General features: G+C 43.5%; 21 protein-coding genes. 10 read left to right on the top strand and 11 right to left on the bottom strand.

Annotated elements, in window-relative coordinates:
* Positions 1–55: 55 nt before the first annotated feature.
* The gene (locus GT348_RS06570; protein WP_256375714.1) at positions 56–1108 is read left to right on the top strand and encodes a mannitol dehydrogenase family protein; all 1053 of its coding nucleotides are present in this window, start codon (positions 56–58) and stop codon (positions 1106–1108) included.
* 44 nt (positions 1109–1152) lie between these two features.
* Complete coding sequence (locus tag GT348_RS09575; RefSeq protein ID WP_256375729.1) at positions 1153–1539, top strand: hypothetical protein; 387 nt, start codon at positions 1153–1155, stop codon at positions 1537–1539.
* On the opposite strand, the gene GT348_RS06565 is transcribed toward GT348_RS09575, so the two are convergent.
* The 3 genes from GT348_RS06565 to queG all read right to left on the bottom strand — a co-directional run bounded on the left by GT348_RS06565 (position 1517) and on the right by queG (position 3742).
* Complete coding sequence (locus GT348_RS06565) at positions 1517–2350, bottom strand: TerB family tellurite resistance protein (protein ID WP_160619020.1); 834 nt, start codon at positions 2348–2350, stop codon at positions 1517–1519. The genes GT348_RS09575 and GT348_RS06565 overlap by 23 nt on opposite strands.
* A gap of 88 nt (positions 2351–2438) precedes the next feature.
* A complete protein-coding gene (locus GT348_RS06560) occupies positions 2439–2681 on the bottom strand; it encodes a ribbon-helix-helix domain-containing protein (protein ID WP_160619019.1) in 243 nt (80 codons plus the stop codon).
* A 2-nt stretch (positions 2682–2683) separates the two neighbouring features.
* Positions 2684–3742, bottom strand: coding sequence for a tRNA epoxyqueuosine(34) reductase QueG (gene queG / locus GT348_RS06555; protein ID WP_408865160.1), 1059 nt, complete (start codon positions 3740–3742; stop codon positions 2684–2686).
* A gap of 71 nt (positions 3743–3813) precedes the next feature.
* Between queG and GT348_RS06550 the strand changes: the two genes are divergently transcribed.
* A complete protein-coding gene (locus GT348_RS06550) occupies positions 3814–5373 on the top strand; it encodes an amidohydrolase family protein (RefSeq protein ID WP_160619017.1) in 1560 nt (519 codons plus the stop codon).
* A 513-nt stretch (positions 5374–5886) separates the two neighbouring features.
* On the opposite strand, the gene tgt is transcribed toward GT348_RS06550, so the two are convergent.
* The 4 genes from tgt to GT348_RS06530 form a co-directional block, all read right to left on the bottom strand.
* Positions 5887–7047, bottom strand: a complete 1161-nt coding sequence (gene tgt, locus GT348_RS06545; RefSeq protein ID WP_160619478.1) for a tRNA guanosine(34) transglycosylase Tgt — start codon at positions 7045–7047, stop codon at positions 5887–5889.
* Between the two features lie 38 nt (positions 7048–7085).
* On the bottom strand, positions 7086–8144 hold the full coding sequence (gene queA / locus GT348_RS06540; RefSeq protein WP_160619016.1) for a tRNA preQ1(34) S-adenosylmethionine ribosyltransferase-isomerase QueA: 1059 nt from the start codon (positions 8142–8144) through the stop codon (positions 7086–7088).
* Between the two features lie 199 nt (positions 8145–8343).
* The gene (locus tag GT348_RS06535; RefSeq protein ID WP_236646447.1) at positions 8344–8841 is read right to left on the bottom strand and encodes an MlaC/ttg2D family ABC transporter substrate-binding protein; all 498 of its coding nucleotides are present in this window, start codon (positions 8839–8841) and stop codon (positions 8344–8346) included.
* A gap of 60 nt (positions 8842–8901) precedes the next feature.
* The gene (locus GT348_RS06530; protein ID WP_160619015.1) at positions 8902–9705 is read right to left on the bottom strand and encodes an MlaA family lipoprotein; all 804 of its coding nucleotides are present in this window, start codon (positions 9703–9705) and stop codon (positions 8902–8904) included.
* A 211-nt stretch (positions 9706–9916) separates the two neighbouring features.
* Between GT348_RS06530 and GT348_RS06525 the strand changes: the two genes are divergently transcribed.
* Entirely contained in the window at positions 9917–11074 is a 1158-nt protein-coding gene (locus GT348_RS06525; RefSeq protein WP_160619014.1) for an aldose epimerase family protein, read from the top strand.
* Between the two features lie 705 nt (positions 11075–11779).
* On the opposite strand, the gene cysE is transcribed toward GT348_RS06525, so the two are convergent.
* Both cysE and GT348_RS06515 read right to left on the bottom strand, forming a co-directional pair.
* Positions 11780–12550, bottom strand: a complete 771-nt coding sequence (gene cysE / locus GT348_RS06520; RefSeq protein WP_160619013.1) for a serine O-acetyltransferase — start codon at positions 12548–12550, stop codon at positions 11780–11782.
* Positions 12551–12595: 45 nt separating this feature from the next.
* Positions 12596–13771: an FAD-dependent monooxygenase gene (locus GT348_RS06515; protein ID WP_236646446.1), complete on the bottom strand. Its 1176-nt coding sequence runs from the start codon at positions 13769–13771 to the stop codon at positions 12596–12598.
* Between the two features lie 140 nt (positions 13772–13911).
* Between GT348_RS06515 and GT348_RS06510 the strand changes: the two genes are divergently transcribed.
* The 4 genes from GT348_RS06510 to GT348_RS06495 all read left to right on the top strand — a co-directional run bounded on the left by GT348_RS06510 (position 13912) and on the right by GT348_RS06495 (position 16567).
* Entirely contained in the window at positions 13912–14250 is a 339-nt protein-coding gene (locus GT348_RS06510; RefSeq protein WP_160619012.1) for a P-II family nitrogen regulator, read from the top strand.
* The gene (locus GT348_RS06505; protein ID WP_160619011.1) at positions 14250–15521 is read left to right on the top strand and encodes an ammonium transporter; all 1272 of its coding nucleotides are present in this window, start codon (positions 14250–14252) and stop codon (positions 15519–15521) included. Before GT348_RS06510 ends, GT348_RS06505 begins: the two co-directional genes overlap by 1 nt.
* Before the next feature lie 46 nt (positions 15522–15567).
* Positions 15568–15894, top strand: coding sequence for a YnfA family protein (locus GT348_RS06500; protein ID WP_160619010.1), 327 nt, complete (start codon positions 15568–15570; stop codon positions 15892–15894).
* A 166-nt stretch (positions 15895–16060) separates the two neighbouring features.
* Entirely contained in the window at positions 16061–16567 is a 507-nt protein-coding gene (locus GT348_RS06495; RefSeq protein WP_160619009.1) for a hypothetical protein, read from the top strand.
* A 75-nt stretch (positions 16568–16642) separates the two neighbouring features.
* On the opposite strand, the gene GT348_RS06490 is transcribed toward GT348_RS06495, so the two are convergent.
* Together GT348_RS06490 and GT348_RS09395 are read right to left on the bottom strand one after the other, a co-directional pair.
* The gene (locus GT348_RS06490) at positions 16643–17350 is read right to left on the bottom strand and encodes a 4-(cytidine 5'-diphospho)-2-C-methyl-D-erythritol kinase (protein ID WP_236646445.1); all 708 of its coding nucleotides are present in this window, start codon (positions 17348–17350) and stop codon (positions 16643–16645) included.
* A complete protein-coding gene (locus tag GT348_RS09395) occupies positions 17347–17541 on the bottom strand; it encodes a hypothetical protein (RefSeq protein ID WP_236646444.1) in 195 nt (64 codons plus the stop codon). Before GT348_RS09395 ends, GT348_RS06490 begins: the two co-directional genes overlap by 4 nt.
* A 166-nt stretch (positions 17542–17707) precedes the next feature.
* Here GT348_RS09395 and GT348_RS06485 point away from each other — a divergent pair, with 166 nt between their 5' ends.
* Together GT348_RS06485 and GT348_RS06480 are read left to right on the top strand one after the other, a co-directional pair.
* Positions 17708–18508: a uracil-DNA glycosylase gene (locus tag GT348_RS06485; protein ID WP_160619008.1), complete on the top strand. Its 801-nt coding sequence runs from the start codon at positions 17708–17710 to the stop codon at positions 18506–18508.
* 72 nt (positions 18509–18580) lie between these two features.
* On the top strand, positions 18581–20578 hold the full coding sequence (locus GT348_RS06480) for a transglycosylase SLT domain-containing protein (protein ID WP_160619007.1): 1998 nt from the start codon (positions 18581–18583) through the stop codon (positions 20576–20578).
* Positions 20579–20642 lie beyond the last annotated feature (64 nt).

Raw genomic sequence — 20642 nt, 5'->3', positions numbered from 1 at the left:
GTAGAGTAAGTGTGACAAAAATCCTCTAAAATAATCCTATTATAGAGGATGCTTTATGTTGAATTATGCTAATCTTACAAAGGATTTGGGCTCTGTTCAAAAGCCTCTTTATAATCCGAGAAGTGTAACGGCTGGTATCGTACATTTTGGCGTGGGGAATTTCTTTCGGGCACACCAGGCTTATTATCTAGACCGCCTGCTCAAAGATGATCCTTATTGGGGTGTTATCGGGGTTGGGCTACGCGATAGCGCCTCAGCAAGGGAAAAGAGCGATTTATTCCGAAAACAAAATGGAATCTATTCTCTTACAGAATGTGCTTCTGATGGATCTTTCAAAACACGTCTTATTGGGGTGTTGTTGCATTATATTTTGGCCCCACAAAGCCCCCAGGCCGTATTAAAGGCGCTTATTTCACCCGAAACGCATCTTGTATCAATGACACTGACAGAGGGCGGGTATCCTTATGACGCGCGTGCCCAGAAAGTTATAGAAGATGATGCTGCTTTAAATGCTGATCTTAAAAATTTGGAAAAACCACAAACAGCTTTTGGTTATATTGTAGCAGGCTGTGCTTTGCGCCGGAAGTTGAAAGGGTGCGGTTTTACAGTTCTATCTTGCGATAATTTACAGCAAAATGGCACGACAACAAAAAAAATTGTTTTATATCTCGCCCGGGCGCATGATCCAGATTTGGCAAAGTGGATTGAAGAAAATGTCACGTTCCCCAATGCAATGGTTGATCGTATTACCCCCAGTATCACGGCTGAAACGCAACGTCTGTTAAATGAAAAAACGGGATTGAATGATGCCCTTCCCGTGCTAACAGAAGATTTTACTCAATGGGTGATAGAAGATAATTTTCTTCATACAAGGCCGGAATTTGAAAAAGTTGGGGCACAAATTGTTGGCGATGTTTCTCCGTATGAACATGTCAAAACCCGCATGCTTAATGCATCGCACGGTATGTTATGTTACTCGGCCTGTCTGTTAGGTTATGAGATCAAAGATGAAGCGTTGCGGGCAGAACCGTTACTCAGGCGCTTATTGTGGGATTTTTGGAATGATGACGTTATTCCCACCCTTACACCCCCGAAGGGCTTTCTTTAGAGGCTTATAGAGATAATCTTCTAAAGCGTTATCTCAATCCAGCTATTGGTGATCAGACACTCAGGGTTGCGGGTGATGGCGCTTCTAAAATTCCTGTATTTTGGGGGCCTACAGTAAAGGCGATTATACAGAAAAAAGGTGATATATCGCGTATTGCTTACGGATTGGCGGCCTATTTGGAAATGCTACAGGGGGTAAATGAAAAAGGCACCAAATTTACTCCTAAAGAACCTAGTTTTACTAATGAAGACTGGGCTTGTGCACGCTCTTCTAATGTTGAAAAAGCTCTATCTTTACCGGCGTTCAGAGCATGGCAAGATATAGCCCATGATGAACTAAATGCTCAGATTGTAAAATACCGCCAAATGATTAAGCGTGATGGCGTTCGTGCTACGTTAGAAAAGCTCGTTAAAGCCCCCGATCCCGTTTAATTTGGTCCCATGCTGCGTTGATTTGTGCCACACGCTCTTGAGCCTGAGCGCGTTGAAGGTCAGTCATAGGGCGCTGGGCTAAAATATCTGGGTGATATTGCCTAATGAGCACACGCCATCGTGCTCGGACATCTTCGTTGCTGGCTGAGCGTGTAATGCCAAGTATGCGGTAGGAATCTGGTGTGTTAGAGCTCACGTTAATACGTGATTGTCCCCTCTCAGCGCGTTCCCAGGCGGCTTGAGACAGACCAAAAGCTTTGTGCACATTTTGTAAATATTCAACTTCACGGGGGTGGAGCGGACTACCAGGAGGGAGGTCAGAGCGGGCAATATAAAATAGAGAGCTCAAAATTCCTTCTAGGGGGGCTAGATTATGAGCATAGGCATTACCAAGTTCCTGAGCGTACATTAGATAATCATCAGTACGATTGCGGGCTCGGTCAAACACTCTACCAACTTCAGACAAATTTTCTTCAGGAAAACGATAACAGGTTTTGAAAGCCTGAATTTCCTTCTTGGAAACGGGCCCGTCGATTTTGGCTAATTTTGCACTGAGCGTAATGACTGACAAGCCAAAAAGTTGATCGCTTTTGCCAAAAATTGAGGCAAGTTTGGCTGCTGCATACATAGCAGCATTATCAGGATCAGGGGTGCCTTTGGCTTTAAAATTTCTGGCCCATGTGCCAGTGGGGGCATTAAGAAGTTTCTTTTTATCTGCAAGATGTCCGAGCGCCATGCCCATAAGAGCGCCAAAAGGCCCCCCTGTAGCAAAGCCCGCTGCACCGCCAAACATTTTTCCCCACATCGCCATAAAATGCTCCATTCTTTCAATTTATAGTTAGCAAGAAAAACGAAATTTAAGAAGTTTCTAGTAGGGGGTCTTCCTATTGCTCGTTTCACTATTTGTTCGGTGAAGAGCTTAAAGTTAGCCGCCTTAAAACGTCATTTAAGGTGGCTATTCTTAGTGCAGAGGCAAGGCCTTGATCAGGATCGCGCTTGGAATCTATTTCAATAATTAAGGAAGCAAGAGGAAGCGCTCTTTTTTCGGCTATTTCTTCTAATATTATCCAAAATTCCTTTTCTAAGGCTATAGAAGTGCGGTGACGACTGATTGTTATACTGCGTTTTACCAAACCACTCATTTTTAGAGTTCTTGAAGATTAAGTTGTTCGACAGCCCACGAGGCTGTTTCTGCAATGACAGGATCATCATCATGTCTTAAACGCTCAGCATGAGGAAGGAGAGACAAATTGCCCGAATTCCCGACTGCAATAAGCACATTACGTATGAATTTGCTTCGTCCAATACGTTTGATAGGTGAACCAGAAAAATGAGTGCGAAATCTGGCATCATCAAATTGTACTAATTCTGAAAGTGGAGGGGCTATATGTTCCTTTTTTGCATGAAATTTAATTGTTTGTGCCGTTTTCGCAAAGCTGTTCCAGGGGCAAACGGCTACACAATCATCACAACCATAGATCCTGTTACCTATTTGTGAGCGAAATTCATGAGGAATAGATCCCTTATGCTCAATTGTGAGGTAAGCAATACATCGTCTCGCATCCATTCGACCGGGTGCTAAAAAGGCCTGAGTTGGACATGAGTCTAAACAGCGAGTGCAGGAACCGCATTTTCCTCCCTTAGAGGAAGAGGGGGTTAAATCTAGATTTGTAAAAATCTCACCTAGAAAGAGCCATGATCCGTGGGATCGTGAGACCAGACAACCATGTTTGCCACGCCATCCAAGTTGAGCTTTTTCAGCCAGATCCCGTTCTGATACGGGTGCCGTATCAACAAAGACTTTAACTTTTGTGCTTTCTCCACCCCATTTTACGACAAATTGGGCAAGCTGTTTAAGCATCCCCTTAAATACATCATGATAGTCCCTATTACGGGCATAAACAGAGATATTGCCATGACTTTTCTGTCTCAATGTTGCAAAAGCGTCTTCAGCCGGGGCGTAGGACAGTCCGAGTGAGATTACGCTTTGTACTTCTGGCCATAGAACTTTAGGTTGAGCACGTTCTTCAATCCGTTCTTCCATCCATGTCATTGTACCGTGATATTGTTGAGCGACAAAGGCGCGCAACCCCTCTTCGATTGAGGGATCAAGCGATGCCTTACAAAAACCTATAGCATCAAACCCCATTTCAAGGGCTTTGGCTTCTATTTTTTCTTCAATAGTACTTGGTTTGTGAGACAGAAATCTTATCCTCTGTTAAAAGTGTTAATTCTTTATTCTCTGCGTAGGTTACGAAAAAATTGCAACATAGGATGATAAAAACATTATTAAAATTGCTGTGTCTTTTTATGCTAGGCGCAATTTTTCATGTTCGGCCTATATATGCTGCTGGTTCAACCTTATCAGTGGAGCAGCTTTATAATCATATCAAAGATGACCCACTAAAGTTGAGAGTTTTTTTAAGAGATTTTCCAAAAGGAGGAGATCTTAATAATCATCTTGTTGGTGCCATTTATGCTGAAACATGGCTTAAATGGGCGGGTGAAGATGGTTTATGTGTTAGCATCAGTAAGGCAAAAATCCTTCCTTCACCTTGTGGTGTTGTTACCCACAATGAGCAACCTGCACAAAATCTAGGCAAAGATCTTTCAGCCTGGAGCCATATGGTTGCTGCTCTCTCAATGAGAGATTTTGTGCCAATGGTCGGGGATCGTTCAGCGCATGATCACTTTTTTGGTACTTTTACCCGTTTTGCGGCTGTAGAAAAACACCATCAGGGTGATATGTTGGCAAAGGCTTTACAGCAAGCTGCGCGTGACCACGTTATTTATATAGAAATTGCCGTATCACCGGCCCTTAGTGCTATGATAAACATAGAGGGTCGGCCAAAGCTTGAGAAAAAATCCGATCTTTCTGCTGTGCATGAAAAGCTTTTACCCGTTTTGGGGAGCCTTACAAAACTGGCACAACAAGATATAACTGAAATGGAAAAGCAGGCGCATCAAAAACTTCATTGTGGCGAAAAAGACGAAGATCCTGCCTGTCAGATTGAAGTGCGCTATCTCTTTCAAACTTCACGCAACCTGCCTTTAATTTCTATATTAACGCAATTAGAGGTCGGTTACTTCCTGACAAAAAATGATTCTCGTTTCGTTGGCGTCACACTTTCCGGTTATGAAGATGACCCAGAAGCACTTGATCATTATAAATTACAAATGGAAATGTTTCACTTTTTGAACGGAATATATCCAGCTGTTAATATTGTGCTTCCCGCTGGCGAGCTTACAGCAAATTTAGTTTCCCCAGAAAATCTTACCAGTCATATTCGTGATGCGATAGATATTGCCGGTGCACAGCGCATTGGTCAGGCTATGGATATTTTGCATGAAGATGATTCATCATCTCTTCTTGAGAAATTGGCGGATCATAACATTTTAGTGGAATTAAATTTAACCCGTAATGAGAAAATTCTGAATATTAGGGGGAATGAACACCCCTTTACAATTTACCGTCAATCATTAGTGCCAGTAGCATTTATATCAGATAATGAAGGTATATTGCGCTCTGACTTGACCGAACAATACAGCCTGGCAGCAAAACAGTTTCGGCTTAATTATGGTGACCTTATTAAGCTGTCGCGTGTGAGCTTGGAATATGCTTTTGTTCCTGGAAAGTCTTTGTGGGTAAAGCATAATTTAGGCCATAAGGTGATGTCATGTAATCGCGAGATTGTTTCTATAAAACCTTCTAAAAAATGTGCTTCTTATTTGAAGCAAAATCAGAAAGCTGCACTAGAATGGCGTTTGGAATTGGCATTAAAGGATTTTGCCAAAGATGAAATTCACAAGTCTATTTTATCCAAAGCACACTAATAGAAGCTCAATTTTTACTTATGGAGCAAAATAAAAGGCTTGAGGTGCTACCCCAAAGATAGAGACCGCGCCCTATGTCATAGGGGATAATATTATTTGTTTAGAAGCTTTTTGACTGAATCATTGCATGAATGTTCAACTAGATCGCCTTGTGGGTTATTGAACAGATGGAAAAGAAAAGATGGCTGCACTGAGATAAGAGAGATTGCTTTTGTTCGAACTTTAAATGTCAAAAAGTGGGCTGGTAAAGTTCATATAGGACGCATTTTGTTTTTATAAATCCCAAATAACGTGGACGTCTGATTATCGGGGTGCGTGTCACAGCCATGTTGGCAGATGAGGCAAGTAAACCAGGGTTTGCCGGTTTAGATATCTCTATAACCTAGTTATATGCAGCAAGCCCTATCGTAAAAGAGCTTACTGCTAGTTGGCACTGTTATAAAAATAATATCCCTAGCTAAAGAGCTAAAGAGCTAAAGAGCTAAAGAGCTAAAGAGCTAAAGAGCTAAAGAGCTAAAGAGTAAATTGTGGTTTGGGAAATTCTTCTTCTGTCCAATCCCCTTTACTCCAATCCGCTCTCAGTTTTTGCGCCAGGGCAGGTAGGGTGCCATCAATGATAGCAGATCTTATCTGACGCATGAGGCGCTGATAATAAGCTAGATTATGCCACGTTAGTAACATTGGCCCTAGCATTTCATTAGCGCGGAAGAGATGGTGAATATAAGCTCTTGAGTAACGGCCAGCCAAAGGGCTGTCATCATCAGGGCTTATGGGACGAGTATCATCTGCAAAGCGGGCATTACGCATATTCATTGTACCGCGCTCTGTATAGGCTCTCGCTGTGCGTCCAGCTCTTGAGGGCATAACGCAGTCAAACATATCACAACCGCGCATAACCGCGCCTAGTAGGTCATCTGGGGTGCCTACACCCATAAGATAGCGCGGTTGATCTGCTGGGAGTTCAGGGATTGTAAAATCAAGGGTAGAAAACATGAGTTCCTGCCCTTCTCCTACAGCCAGGCCACCAATAGCGTAACCTTCAAACCCAATATTGCGTAGTGCTTTGACCGAGCGTTTACGTAGATCTTCTTCCGTTCCTCCTTGCACAATGCCAAATTGCCCATAACCTGGGCGAGCTTTGAAAGCCTCACGTGAGCGTGCTGCCCATCTCATGGACCGTTCCATAGAGGTTTCAAGCGTTTCTTTTGTTGCAGGGAGGGCGGGGCATTCATCAAATGCCATTGTGATTGTGGCATCAAGTTTAAACTGAATGTCAGTGGAGCTTTCAGCTGTAAGGCGGTGTTTACTACCATCAATATGAGAGCGAAAAGTTACACCATCTTCATCCATCTGGCGTAATGGCCCTAATGACATGACCTGAAATCCCCCAGAGTCAGTCAATATTGGGCCGGGCCAGTCCATCATTCTGTGCAGACCACCTAAACGGTGTACTCGTTCTGCTGTAGGGCGCAGCATAAGATGGTATGTGTTGCCTAATATAATACCTGCACCTGTTGAGCGTAGGGCATCAGTTGTTATGCCCTTAACCGTTCCAACAGTGCCAACAGGCATGAAGGTTGGCGTTGGCACGCTTCCATGCCGTGTATGAAGCCACCCCGCACGTGCCCAGCCTGTGCTGTCACTGCCGCAGCGAGCTTCTTCTTGCCAGTACATTTTATCTGAGGGAGTGAGGTCAGGACGAGGTAATGTACTCATGATTGACGTTCCAAAAGACAGGCATCTCCGTAGGAATAAAATCTATAATTTTCTTTTACGGCCAGCTCGTAAGCGCGACGCATTGTTTCCGTGCCACTAAAAGCACAGACAAGCATGAAAAGAGTTGAGCGAGGAAGGTGAAAATTTGTGAGAAGACGATCTACAACTTTGAAGCGGTACCCTGGTTTAATAAAAATGGATGTTTCTCCCGACCAGGGCTCAACCAGTCCTTCTTCAGTAGCGGCGCTTTCCAAAAGGCGTAATGTGGTTGTGCCTATAGCCATAATTCTACCGCCTTTGGCCTTGGTTTCATTGATGAGCTGGGCAGTCTGAGAGTCAATATGTCCCCATTCAGCATGCATTTTATGCTCAGCAATTGTACTACGTACTGGTAAGAACGTTCCTGCTCCTACATGGAGGGTCAAGCTACAGTGACGAATGTTTTTTTTTCGCAAGGCTTCAAGGAGGTCTTCAGTAAAATGTAAGCCTGCTGTTGGTGCGGCTACTGCCCCTCTAAAACGCGAAAAAATAGTTTTGTAGTCTATATTATCCTGCATTGTAGGCCCGTTCGGGCGAGCTATATAGGGGGGAAGTGCTAAAATGCCCCGCCTTTCCAGAAACTGGTCAAACTCGTCTCCTTCTACTGAAAAGCGAAGTGTGACGGCGCCATCTCCCTCATTATCAATGACTGTAGCTATTACAGTTTCATCATTTCCGAAATGTAACTCATCGCCTTTATGTAAGCGTCGCGCATTACGGGCGAGAGCGTGCCATGTTCCCTCTGGTAAGATGCGATCTAAAGTAATGCCAATTTTTGCTTCACCCCGGCGGGCTTCAAATTTGGCTTTTATCACCTCAGTATTATTGGCGACAATAAGATCATTCTCTTTTACGAGGCACGGGAGATTTCTGATAATGTCGTGCTGAAGCTGCTCATTAAAGGGCGCATGAGGGTCGACGCGCAAAAGCTTTGCGGCCTCTCTAGGGCGTGCAGGCTCAGTGGCAATATGATCATGGGGGAGGTGAAAGTCAAAGAGGGTGAGGTCATCAGTCATGATGAAGCTCTCTAAACAGAGCAAGGGCTATATTCAAGACGTAAGTCTGAAATATAGCCCTAAAAGAAAATAGTTTCTTTAGAAAAAATTTCTTATGGAGTCTGGCTGTTACGTGCAACCTGCTTTTCAAGAGCTTTGATGAGAAGGTCCACATTATCGCCATGACGTGAGAGATAAGCCGTGTAATCACTTCTCTGTGTCATTCGCATACTGGCACCCTCGCCATATAAATCAATAACGCGGGTGGGGCTCCATTTACCACAACAGTCATAGTGACAGATGGTTGATTAGGACGGCTGACAAGCAGGTTAACTTTTTCTCCCGATGGGCTGGGAATATGACCCGTGATTTTGAGAGAAACATTTTGATAATTACCCACTTGCGCTGTGATGGCATAGAGTAAAACCTGGTCAAAGAGATGCAGATAGCGCTCTCTTTGTGCTGGTGTGGCCACACGCCAGTACCGGCCTAAACAGTAGCGGCCGATAGCAGCAATATCGACGTTTTTTTGAAGTAAAGGCAGGATTTTCTCACGTTTTTGCTTAAGCGAGTCCGATGAATCGAGGATTTGCGTAAGCTGTGAGCCAAATGATGCCACAAAATCCGTCGCAGGTGTAGCAAATGCTAAACTTGGCACCAGAGAAAGGGCACCTATTACGCCTAGAACCGTTCTGCGTGATAGGGGGCTAAGTTTCATTGACGGATCTCCTAACAAGAGGATGTCTGAACAATAAGAAAAAACGTACTCTTATGACTATTAGTACCAATCGGGAGTTGTAGCTCGATGGTCAGCTTTGAGAGCATCGATTTGGCCCTGACGGTTTTGCTGCCAGGCACTCCTTAGGAAAGCATAAGGATCTAAACTTTCGCGTTCAAGCTGGTCAAGCTGATCAGTACTATCTGCAAAAGTATTAAACGCGCCCAGAATATTATATCCCCAGTTAAAGCTGAGTAAACCATAACCGCGAGGAACGTAATTGATAGGGGTTAAACCCTGACTAATTGCATAACCTGCCATGTCACGGAAGTTAGAGGGACCGAGGAAAGGCAAGAATATATAAGGCCCGGTTTCAAGGCCCCATAATCCCATGACCATTCCTGGGTCGGTCTCATGCTGTTTGTAGCCTGCTAGACTTGCCACGTCGAAAAAACCTGCGACACCTGCTGTCATATTGATGAGGTAGCGCATAAAGGAATCGCCAGCTCTGCGAGGTTTTCCTGCTCCTACATCAGAGAAGAAAACTGCGGGTTGCCGCCATGTTTCGTTAAGTGTAGCGACAGAATTGCGCACAGGTGAAGGAATATAATTTTTCCAGGCGCGGCCTACAGGGCGTAATGCATTGTGGTAGGCCCAGCTATTAAAGCCAAACATTTTACGATTTACAGGCTCGTACGGATCATTAGCCTGTTTGTAATCCTGAAGCGCTTCTGGGTCTTTCGGGGGAGGATTACGTAAGGATCCGCAGGCAGAAAGAGTTAAAAGAGCGCAAGCTCCAGCTAGAACGCGTAGAAATTTTCTCTCACGTTTGTGAAGCTGGTCTTTGCTGGTTCTACACGCCATGGTCCTATCCTCCCACTCCAAGGCAGAGAGGGAGCTGGCCCTCTTTAATCCCAAGAAAAATCGCATGGTGCGTTCTTATAATCTAAAATAAGATGTCCTGCACTCTCTTTTCTTACATCTTTTTAATTAAGTTTTTTGTTAATGCTTTTAATCTGACAATTGTAGCTGACTAAAGTGCGAATAAAACCTTATGAAAAGAAAAGAGAAATTTATGAAAAATATTTTGACTAAAAATCGATTTTTAATGTCTGCGTCTGCTCTTACCATGGCATTTTCTGTGTCAGCACAGGCAATGCCCAAAGCTAAGGTTGAAAATTGGGGAAAATTAGCAGATGGCCAAACGGTCAAGTCTATTTCGCTGACTAATGACCGTTCAACAACAGTTAGAATCATTACATATGGTGGGATAATCCAGTCTGTAGAAACGCCTGATAAAAAAGGTAAAATAGCTAATATCGCTCTAGGTTTTGACTCTATTGATGGATATGTCAAAAATAATAAAGGGGCCTTTTTTGGGGCAGTGCTTGGGCGTGTTGCCAATCGCATTGCTAATGGAACCTTTACCCTTGAAGGTAAGACCTATCATACATCGGTCAATGAGGGTCAAAATACGCTCCATGGAGGGGTAGAGAGCTTTTCACGCAAATTTTGGACGATTGATGATGTGGGCCAGGATAAAAACGGTGCCCATGTTCGTTTAAAATTAATTAGTCCTGATGGTGATCAAGGTTTCCCAGGGACGGTGACGGCAAGCGTTACTTATACATTAAGTAACGATAATAGTCTGAAAGCGCGTTTTCAGGCTCAAACTGATGCGCCCACAATTGTTAATCTTACAACGCATAATTATTGGAACCTCTTAGGCGAAGGTAGTGGTACGATAGAGCCAGAAATTTTACAGATTTTTGCTGATAAATTTGTAGAAACTGACGCAGCTTCTCTTCCAACTGGAAAGCTTGTGCCTGTTGCTGGTACGGCTCTAGATTTTAATAAGCCTCATAAAATTAGTGACCATCTACGTAGTAAAGAGTCACAAATGATCTGGCCACGGGGTTATGATAAATGTTGGGTCATAAAAGGAGAGGCTGTTACAGGCAAACTCAGACCAGCTGCAAAATTGACAGATCCACGTTCAGGTAGGGTTTTAGAAGTATATACTGATCAACCTGGTATGCAGTTTTACACGAGTAATTCTTTAGATGGGCGTTATGTAGGCCCATCGGGTCAGGCTTATCGTCAAGGTGATGCAGTGGCCTTTGAACCGGAGCATTTTCCTGATAGTGCCAATCATTCCAATTTTCCCACCATTGAGCTAAAACCTGGTCAGTCTTACGACCATGTGACAATCTTTAAATTCTCTCACAATTAGAGTTTTGTGGGGTTCTTTTTTAAGAACCCCATTTTATTGCCAGACCTCATTTTAAAAGCGACGTATGTGATTTCAAATTAATGAATATGTTGGCGCATAGTCTTTGTGGCCAGGATAATAAAAGTGATATTCAAAAAATCTATGATGATGGCTGTAACATATAAATAAAATGTCTTTGTTGCCATTAAGGCAATGTTCCAGCCCGTTTGATTGTTCTTACTTCAAAAAAGTTACTTAAACGCTATTATTAGTGCGATGTAAGTCATCTATGTGGCAGCGCAGCTTCTTATTCAGTAAGAGCGTATGTTAGAGCAAAGCAAAAAGTATTTTGTCTTTATGTTTGTTAAAATATCAAAATATGAGACCGAGGCTATTTAATTTTTTGCTTAAAGTCATCAGATCGGTTTGGTTGAAATAAACTTCAAAAATAACTAGTCGAAGGCTTGACCTCATTTTATCCCCATAATCCAGAAAATATTGCACAGAGTCGTGCGCTATCTTGTCCTCAAATTTGGGGATAACTTCTAATGTGAGTGGCAGAATTTTCGCCAAAATTTAAATATTTGGGCGCTTCTGTAAGTTACACACAGCATAGAGATGAGGGCAAAGCTTGAGAGATGAAAGTTTGTGCACATTGTACCCCGTAAGTTACACAAACTCATGCCCAAACTTGTCCCCCAAATTGGGGATAACTAGCTAGAGAGGCTATTTAGGGAGGGTTTTTTTTACAATACGGACAGGGTTACCGACTGCTGTTGCATAGGCAGGAATATCTTCCAAAACAACAGAGGCGGCTCCTATACGGGCATAAGCGCCAACTTCCAAGCGACCAAGTATTTTGGCTCCTGCTCCGATCATAGCGCCTTGTCTTATAATGGGGTGACGATTGCCGTCACTTTTGCCGGTGCCGCCTAAAGTAACGCCTTGGAAGATCGAAACATCATCTTCAATAATACAGGTCTCTCCGATAACGATGCCTGTGCCATGGTCAATAGTTAGTCCTTGGCCAATTGTGGCTCCCGGGTGAATATCAATGCCAAAGCGCTCATTAATTCGGCTTTGCACATGATAGGCTAAGGGGCGTCGGCCATTTAGCCATAAATGATGAGCGATGCGATATGCTTGCAAGGCATGCCAGCCTTTAAAAAATAAAAAGGGTGTAACAAAATCAGTGCAAGCAGGGTCGCGCTCATAAGTTGCCAACATATCAGTACGAGCTGCTTCAATAATTGCTGGGTTATCTTCCAGGCATTTTGCAACCAATCGGTTTAATGTGCTCTCTGTCATAGAGCGATCTGCTAATTTTGCCCCTAAAAGAGACGCAAGCGCCGAGGGAAAATCAATGTGGTCACATATATTAACAGCATAAAGATCACTGATGAGAGGGTCAGGACAACCACATGCCTGCGCCTGTACTTGAGACCAGAATTGAGAGAGAGCTGTGCTGTTAGTCGGAGTACAGTGACTATAACGCATATATAATCTCTTAAAGTCCCATTGCTTGTTTGACAAAAGATTGTCTTAAATGAGGTCGTCCCCCAAGAATTTAAGCCCTAAAATCCGCGCTTGGCGAATGATAAATTTGTCATTGCTGAAAAGTCTTTCCATAAGATCACACCCAGCAAGCATGGCAAGGTTATTGGGTCGAGTTATACGTTGATAATGGGCGAGAAGATCTTTGTCTCCTAAATCTTTTTTATTTTGAAAGGCTTCGGTTAAAAGAGTTGTCAAAAGCCTTACATCGCGAAACCCTAAATTCATACCTTGTCCTGCAACAGGGTGTAGCCCATGAGCAGCATCGCCAATAAGAATAAGTCGTGGCGCTGTATAACGATGGGCATATTGAGAGGAAAGAGGGTAAATCCATTTCCTGCCGATTAATTGAAGTTTGCCTAATGTTTCTCCTGCTAGCCGGCTTTGAACATTATCTTCAAATGATGAATTTGAAAGATTTTTAAAAAGTTCAATTCGCTCTGGGCGATCTGTCCACACAATGGCAGAACGGTGAGGATGTTCGGCTGTTGGTGGAAGAGGAAGGCGTGCAAAAGGCCCTTGCGGCAAAAAATTCTCAAGAGCAGCGCCATGATGAGGTTGTTCATGAGCCAATAACGCAACTAAAGCGGACTTATGATAGGGAAGGGAGGTTAAACTAATGCCTACCTGTTTGCGAAGTTCGGATCGGCGTCCATCTGCTGCAATCGCAAGATTTGCTGTTAATGTCTCGCCAGAATTAAGCGTGACTGAAACATGATCTTTGTGGAAATCAAATTGCCCCGTAATAGAGGTACAAACCCGAATGGAGGGGTGGTTTTGCAGTGTCAGACCAATAGAGGCTAACAGATTATTAGCTTCCACCATCCATCCGAAAGGGAGATTTTCTGGGGAATCTTCAGGTGTGAAAGTCAATTTGACTTTAGGGGCTGCTTTAGGAAAACGGCCTTCGCCATCAGCAACATGGATCATTTTGATGGGTTCAGGTTTACCCTTCAGATTCTGCCATAATCCTGCTTTTTCCAAAAGAGGACGCGAGCCTTCTGTTAAAGCGTAAGCACGCCCATCTAAAGAAGCCAAAGGAGCTGTTACGAGGGCTTGTCTTTCTAGGAGCAATACTTTTATGCCTGCTTGAGCAAGCAAGCAGGCTAAGGTTGCGCCAATTGGTCCCGCGCCGTTAATACAGACATCATAATGCTGGGTCATTCTTGTCCCTCTTTTACATATTCTTTCCTACTCTTCCTTAAAGATAAAAGAAAGGCTTGCTTATATTGTTGCGATAGTGATACGATTTTATCTGATAATGTGCATGTCCTATTAAGGTGATAAATAGAGGGCCCGGTATCGTGAAATTGATAACTGCCATTATAAAACCCTTTAAATTAGATGATGTGCGCGAAGCCCTGACGCAATTAGGTATTCAAGGTCTTACCATCTCTGAGGTGAGGGGTTTTGGTCGTCAAAAAGGACAGACGGAAATTTATCGTGGTGCAGAATATTACGTCAGTCTTGTTGCAAAAGTAAAAATTGAGGTGGCTATTAGTGACAGCCTTGTACCAGAGGTTTTAGAAGCCATTACAAACGCCGCCCGTACAGGGCGTATTGGCGACGGTAAAATTATGGTGACGCCATTGGAACATATTATCCGTATTCGCACAGGCGAAAGCGGCGAGGGTGCGCTCTAATGCAAGCCGTTAGTGCAGGCGATACAGCCTGGATGCTCACCAGTACTGCTTTGGTCATTATGATGACCATACCGGGGCTAGCCCTTTTTTATGCTGGTATGGTGCGGCGTAAAAATGTTCTTTCTACAATGGTGCAGTCTTTTGGTATATGCTGCATAGCGTCGTTAATATGGATGATATGTGGTTATAGTCTGGCTTTTTCTACGGGGACAAGTTGGATCGGGGGAACAACACGTTTTTTCCTGAATGGTTTGGCTGATCATTTTCATAACGGGCTTGATAGTGCTTTCGTGCTTGGTGAAGGTTCTGCCGAGCCTGTTACAATGACCATTCCTGAAAGTGTTTTTCTAACCTTTCAGATGAGTTTTTCCATTATTGCTCCTGCTATTATTACAGGTGCCTTTGCAGAAAGGATTAAGTTTTCTGCTTTGTGCCTTTTTACAGTGTTATGGGGTATTTTGGTTTATGCGCCTGTTGCTCATTGGGTATGGAGCCCAGATGGCTGGATTGCAGGGCTTGGAGCGGTCGATTTTGCTGGTGGGACGGTCGTCCATATCAATGCCGGCATAGCAGGGTTGGTGTGCGCTATCATGATCGGCAAAAGAACAGGCTTTAAACGGAAAGATTTATCCCCTCATAATTTGGCCTATGCAATTATAGGGGCGGCTTTATTATGGGTAGGGTGGTTTGGTTTTAATGCAGGTTCTGCCTTTGGGGCTAATGGACGTGCCGGATTGGCAATGTTAACCACCCAAATTGCAGCAGCATCAGGCGGTGTAAGCTGGATGTTGCTGGAATGGTGGTATAACAAAAAACCTACAGCTTTGGGGATCATATCAGGAGCTGTTTCGGGGTTGGTGGGTATTACACCGGCAGCGGGATTTGTGTTACCAAGTGGGGCCTTATGGATTGGGCTTATATCTGGTGCAGTCTGTTTCGGAAGTGTGAGTATAGCTAAACGGAAGTTGGGCTATGACGATAGTCTGGATGCTTTCGGCATTCATGGCGTTGGCGGCATTGTGGGAGCAGTGCTCACAGGTGTGCTGGCTTATGGGCCTTTATCAGCGACTAAAGCCAATCCAGAGGGCACTATTGGAGGTTTAAAGCAGCTTATAAGTCAAGTTGAAACCGTCGGTGTGGTTATCATATGGTGTGTGGTTATGACAGCTGTCATAGTCTTTTGCATTGACCGTACAATAGGAATGCGCGTAACGCGTGATGAGGAGCTGGAGGGCCTTGATATGACACAACATGGAGAGCGCCTTAATTAATAAGACAGGGCACATATTTTTACGGCCATAGTGAGAGACATTGTAAATGCAGGGATTTTTAATTTACTGTCTTGCCGCCTTGGCCGAAATTTTTGGCTGTTTTGCGGTTTGGCAGGTTTTTAAACTAGGGCGTTCTGTTTTGTGGTTAGTGCCAGCTCTGGCTTCGCTTAGTTTTTTTGCCTGGGTTCTGACGTTGCTCCCCTTTGAGCAAGCAGGGCGTGCCTATGCGGTTTATGGCGGCATTTATATTATTTCTTCTTTATTATGGATGTGGATTATTGAAGGTAGCTGCCCTGACTATTGGGATATATTAGGCGGTGTAATATGCCTAATAGGGGCAGGAATTATTTATTTAGCGCCGCGTTCATTATAAAGCTTTTTACTTTTAATCTGATAAAATTAGCATGGCTTAAAAGAAAAGCTTGTTTTTCTCTTTAGGCTTGGAGAGACTTTTATCAGTAATGGCCTCATAGTGAGAGTCGAAGATCTTGTCATGAAGCTCTTCATTATAAAAGTTATGTTGTAATAGGAGAGACCCTATGAATTTATCACGTTTTTGTTCTGCTTTAACATTAGCGGCATTAATGACAAGTGGTACAGCTTTAGCTGCTGCTCAGCATGAGGGTATGTCTGGCCGGGATTGTCGAAAAGCATTTTTTGCCGCCAAAAGAGACGGTTCGCTTAATGGTCTTGCCTATAAAGACTTTAAAGCCTCTAAATGCGCAATCGGCGGGGCTTCAAAAGCTGAAACGCCGAAAACCAAGATGAATGATACAAAGAAAGATGCACCAAATCAGGCAAAAGACGACAATACCCGCGCAGAAACTGCCAGAGCACCCATCGTAAATGGCAGCATCGTTTTTCCAAATAAAATTGACCCAAAATTTGCGTCTCTTACACCCGGAAAAGCCCGTATGAAAACCTGCGTCATGCAGTATAATGCTAATAAAGAAAATGGCGGTAATGGATCACTTAAATGGATCCAAAAAGGCGGCGGTTACTGGTCACAATGTAATGCCCATTTAAAAGAATTTCAGGGACAATAAGACTCTAGCTAAAGTCCCTATCTTTTGAAAAAGGCTCGCTTCAATTATGAGGCGAGCCTTTTATGTTTATAGACCTTAAACGCGTACTTTTCCGGCCCAGCACCACCAAGAGCGTGTTATGTCTTTTTTCATTAAAATAGCTTGCGCCTTGAGCGCTTGCTCTTTGGTTTTAAAGAGAGCAAAACAGGTAGCCCCAGAGCCACTCATACGTGCAAAAAGACTGTCTGGCAGGTCAGATAATATTTCGATCATGTCTGCAATGACGGGTACTTGTTTAATGGCAGGGGCCTGTAGATCATTGCGAGTGGTGGATAAGAAGGCGATAAACTCTTCTAGATCTTTCCAGCTTTGAGTAGGAAAATCAGTTCTAGTAGAAGAAGAAACTCCGACCGGCAATGCTAAATTTTTAAATATTGTTGGGGTTGAAACAGCGATTTTTGGATTGAGTAAAATCATCCCCATTGAGGGTAAAGGGGGGACTGGTGATAAAATTTCTCCAATGCCTTCTATCCGTACTGTTTCTTGCACAAAACAAACCGGAATATCAGCGCCCAGAGAGGGAGCGAGGTCGGAGGCTGCTTGAGGTGGCATATTCCAATGATGGGTTAAAAGGCGTAATGCCGAGGCAGCATCGGCAGAGCCACCGCCAATTCCTGATGAAACAGGAAGATTTTTCTCTAGCGTAAAATGGACTGGTGGTGGGTTTTTAGCATTTAAGTCGTAATATTTTTGTTTTAATCCCTCAGCCGCTTTAAGAACGAGATTATTGGGCTCAGCCCTCAAGCCTTGAGAAAAAGGCCCTGTAAGTTCCAAAGACGAATGCTGGGCAGAGGGGCAGGTTTTAGAAAAAGCTTATCTCCCGCTTCGGCAAAAACAACTAGACTGTCTAGGAGATGATAGCCATCAGGGCGACGTCCTGTCACATGGAGAAAAAGATTTATCTTAGCGTGTGCTTTATCTTGCAGGGGGGACATATTGCGTCCTTATAACAAAGAGGGAGCTCAAAAGCCTTTGGTAAACTGAGCTGATGTAACAAAAGATTTCTATAATTGCTATCTTGGCCAAAAGCGGGAATCATGGTGATGCCTGTTATGTTTGTTTTTGATCCTTTTTTAGTCTTGCAGAAAAGTATTTGCCCACATGGTTTTGGACCATAATGCTTCAGTTAAATCTCTTATAACAGCGCTCGAGCTTCAGAGAGACTGGGGGGTAGAGTCTGTAACGGAAAATATTCCCTGGCAGCCTTTAGAAGCTCCTACACCCATATTAGGCCAAAGAAAGCCCGAAAGAGCGAAGTCAACTCAGATAGGGTCTTATGCGGGGCAGAGTTCTAAAAAAGCGTCTGCTGACGTCACTATTGAAGTAACAGATATTGAATCTCTCAAAAAATATAGTGATCACATAAAAGATTCGACATTAGCGAAAACAGCCACTCACCACTTATTGCCTATTTTAAGTGACAAAGCGCGCTTCATTATTATTGGTGAAGTTCCTGATGATGACGAAGATCGCTCTGGCGTTTTATTTTCAGGCCAGGCTGGGCAGTATTTGGAAAAAATTTTAAAGTCTATTGGCTTAAAGCAAAGCGACGCCAGCTTAATACCTGCTATGCCGTGGCGCCCTCCTGGAGGAAGACCTCTTTTGCCACAGGAGTTAAAAGTCGGTGCTGAGATTATGCAGCATAGTTTGGCACTGAGTTGGGCACAAAATGGTGCTCTGCCTATTATAACGATGGGCACAACGGCGCTGCATATCTTATTTAAAAAACCGACCCGTATCACAAAGGTAAGAGGCAAATGGCATGATATTACCCTGTCAGCGTCTCTTGGGCAGGCTAAGCTGTTACCAACTTTTCATCCATTACAATTAAGAGCAGGTAGCGTGGTAAGAAAAGGTCTTTGGCAGGATATGATTTTACTTGCTGAAACATTGGGTATTTAGAAAATTAAGTTATGCGTCAGGTAATAGATATTTCTTAAGTATATATGTTTTATGTACGAATATTGGTGAGGTGTGTCTTTATGGCCTCATCTTGATTTTTTAGAATTGGCTCCTTATGTAGCACGCGTTATGTACAAAAGACTGCCAATTGTATTTGCTTCGACAGCCCGAGCGATTTTCGTGAGTGCTGCCTTACTTGCAAGTACTTCTCCCTTTTATGCTCAGGCAAAAGCAGATGTAACTTTATCTGAGGCTATTAAGCTTTCGGGTGAAGCCGTTTTTTCCGAGTTTCATTCTCATATAAAGGATGGGGCGATCATATTTCCTCATCCTCTTTCAGATATAAGTGCAAAACGTTATGAATCTTTATTTCATTCAGTAAGGGATGCCCGCTTTACCCATATTCAGGAAGAGCTAAATTCTATTTCTGATAAAGCTTTACGGCCAGATATTTTAGCTGAATATTATCTACACACTGACATTAAACCAAAACAATCTGACCTAAGGCAGTGGCTGGACTTATATCCGCAACTGCCGGATGCTAACCTTATTTACACAAAGTTGGAGGCTTTTCGCCCTACGCGAAAAATATCACCTCCTCCGTCTCTTCCTTACTTAAAGATGGAAGGGACTGACATTACCTCACAGACAGGTAATGAGGATTTATTCTCTCTACAGCGTAAAAGTCACTTTGATCGTGTTATTCACGATCATCTCAATAAAGGTTTGCCTGGAGCACGCCAGGCCTTAAAACTTATAAGGCGCACGCGAGGCCTAAAAGCTGATTATTTAGCGCAACTTTATGGTGAAGTGGCTTTAACTTTTTTGAGCCAGGGCAAATTGCGAGATGCTATTCATCTTGGAAATATCGGCTTTAATAAAGGCTCAAGGCAGGTAGGTCTTCCTGCCTTTGTTATGGGCCTGGCTTTGTGGCATGAAAAGCAGCTTCAGGCGGCATCTTTTTGTTTTAAGGGGGCTGCAAACGCACCAAAAACAGAAGTTGATTTGCAGGCAGCATCTGCCTTTTGGGAGGCGCGTGTTCAGGAACGACTCCACGCAAAGCGTGCTCATAAGATTTGGTTAAGACGTGCTGCCTCTTTTAAAAATAGTTTTTACGGCCTTTTAGCCAAGGAAGCTTTGCAGCGGAAATTGAAACAAAAAGATGCTTCGGCAACTTTATCTGCGGCGGATGAGGTCTCGCTTCAGCATCAAATTCTTACCGAAAGTGACGTAGAAGCTATTATGAACTCGGCGGAAGGGCGGCATTTTTTCGCTCTTCTGCAAGTTGGGGAGCAGGGACGGGCTGAAAATCTGGCACGTTATATGTGGCCTAGACTTTTGAAGTCTGATCCGGTGCGGGCCCATTCTCTGCAACTGGTTGTGCGTGAAGCTGGTATGACCAGACTGTCACAGCAAATGATAAATGTGGTTGATCATATAAAACAGCCACAAATAGCCGAAATTGAATTACCACCACTCCCTAAGTTAAAGCCTCATCACGGCTTCAAACTTGACCCAGCACTCATTTATGCTGTGGCCTTAATGGAGTCCAATTTTAATCCTGATGCGGTTTCTCCTATGGGAGCCTATGGATTAATGCAGGTTCAGCCAAGAACTGCCAGTTTTGTAACGGCACACCATATTAATTTTGATAAAAAAGGGGTGGCTATTATTAAAGTTCCCCGAAATATGACGAAAAAGCTACAAGACCCGGGTTATAATTTGGAAGTGGGTCAGCTTTATCTTCTTTATTTGTCTGAGGCAGTTTCTCAGGCCAGTAGTGACGAAAAGCTCAAAAAAGGTAATTTGCTGCATGTTTTGGCCTCTTATAATGTGGGGCCAGGGGCTATGTTGCGGTGGCAGGCCTTGCAGCCAAACCAACCCGATCCGCTTTATTTTATAGAAACCTTACCCAACTTTGAAACACGTCGTTATGTGCATAATGTTCTATGTACAACGTGGCTATATGCCAAAAAAATGGGTCTTAAAACACCGTCTCTAATGGCCTTATCCGAAAGGCGCTGGCCGTCTATTGCTTCGGAAAGGGCTATCAGTTCGTCTCATGGATAAAGGTCTCATAACGTCTTCATAAGATTAAATTTCTTTTTAAGATTCTTCCTATCTCATTGAAAAA

Origin of the sequence: Aristophania vespae (assembly GCF_009906835.1) — a bacterium.
GTDB lineage: Bacteria > Pseudomonadota > Alphaproteobacteria > Acetobacterales > Acetobacteraceae > Aristophania > Aristophania vespae.
This window is presented reverse-complemented; position numbering and strand designations above follow the sequence as displayed.

Bases quoted from the DNA above. Each gene is read 5' to 3' on its own strand.
- GT348_RS06525 (WP_160619014.1), top strand. From the start codon at position 9,917: ATGAAAAATATTTTGACTAAAAATCGATTTTTAATGTCTGCGTCTGCT.
- GT348_RS06515 (WP_236646446.1), bottom strand. From the start codon at position 13,771: ATGACCCAGCATTATGATGTCTGTATTAACGGCGCGGGACCAATTGGC.
- GT348_RS06550 (WP_160619017.1), top strand. From the start codon at position 3,814: ATGATAAAAACATTATTAAAATTGCTGTGTCTTTTTATGCTAGGCGCA.
- cysE (WP_160619013.1), bottom strand. From the start codon at position 12,550: ATGCGTTATAGTCACTGTACTCCGACTAACAGCACAGCTCTCTCTCAA.
- GT348_RS06485 (WP_160619008.1), top strand. From the start codon at position 17,708: ATGGTTTTGGACCATAATGCTTCAGTTAAATCTCTTATAACAGCGCTC.
- GT348_RS06565 (WP_160619020.1), bottom strand. From the start codon at position 2,350: ATGGCGATGTGGGGAAAAATGTTTGGCGGTGCAGCGGGCTTTGCTACA.
- GT348_RS06560 (WP_160619019.1), bottom strand. From the start codon at position 2,681: ATGAGTGGTTTGGTAAAACGCAGTATAACAATCAGTCGTCACCGCACT.
- GT348_RS06500 (WP_160619010.1), top strand. From the start codon at position 15,568: ATGCAGGGATTTTTAATTTACTGTCTTGCCGCCTTGGCCGAAATTTTT.
- GT348_RS09395 (WP_236646444.1), bottom strand. From the start codon at position 17,541: ATGTCCCCCCTGCAAGATAAAGCACACGCTAAGATAAATCTTTTTCTC.
- tgt (WP_160619478.1), bottom strand. From the start codon at position 7,047: ATGTACTGGCAAGAAGAAGCTCGCTGCGGCAGTGACAGCACAGGCTGG.
- GT348_RS06505 (WP_160619011.1), top strand. From the start codon at position 14,250: ATGCAAGCCGTTAGTGCAGGCGATACAGCCTGGATGCTCACCAGTACT.
- GT348_RS06535 (WP_236646447.1), bottom strand. From the start codon at position 8,841: ATGAAACTTAGCCCCCTATCACGCAGAACGGTTCTAGGCGTAATAGGT.
- queA (WP_160619016.1), bottom strand. From the start codon at position 8,144: ATGACTGATGACCTCACCCTCTTTGACTTTCACCTCCCCCATGATCAT.
- GT348_RS06530 (WP_160619015.1), bottom strand. From the start codon at position 9,705: ATGGCGTGTAGAACCAGCAAAGACCAGCTTCACAAACGTGAGAGAAAA.
- GT348_RS06570 (WP_256375714.1), top strand. From the start codon at position 56: ATGTTGAATTATGCTAATCTTACAAAGGATTTGGGCTCTGTTCAAAAG.
- GT348_RS06495 (WP_160619009.1), top strand. From the start codon at position 16,061: ATGAATTTATCACGTTTTTGTTCTGCTTTAACATTAGCGGCATTAATG.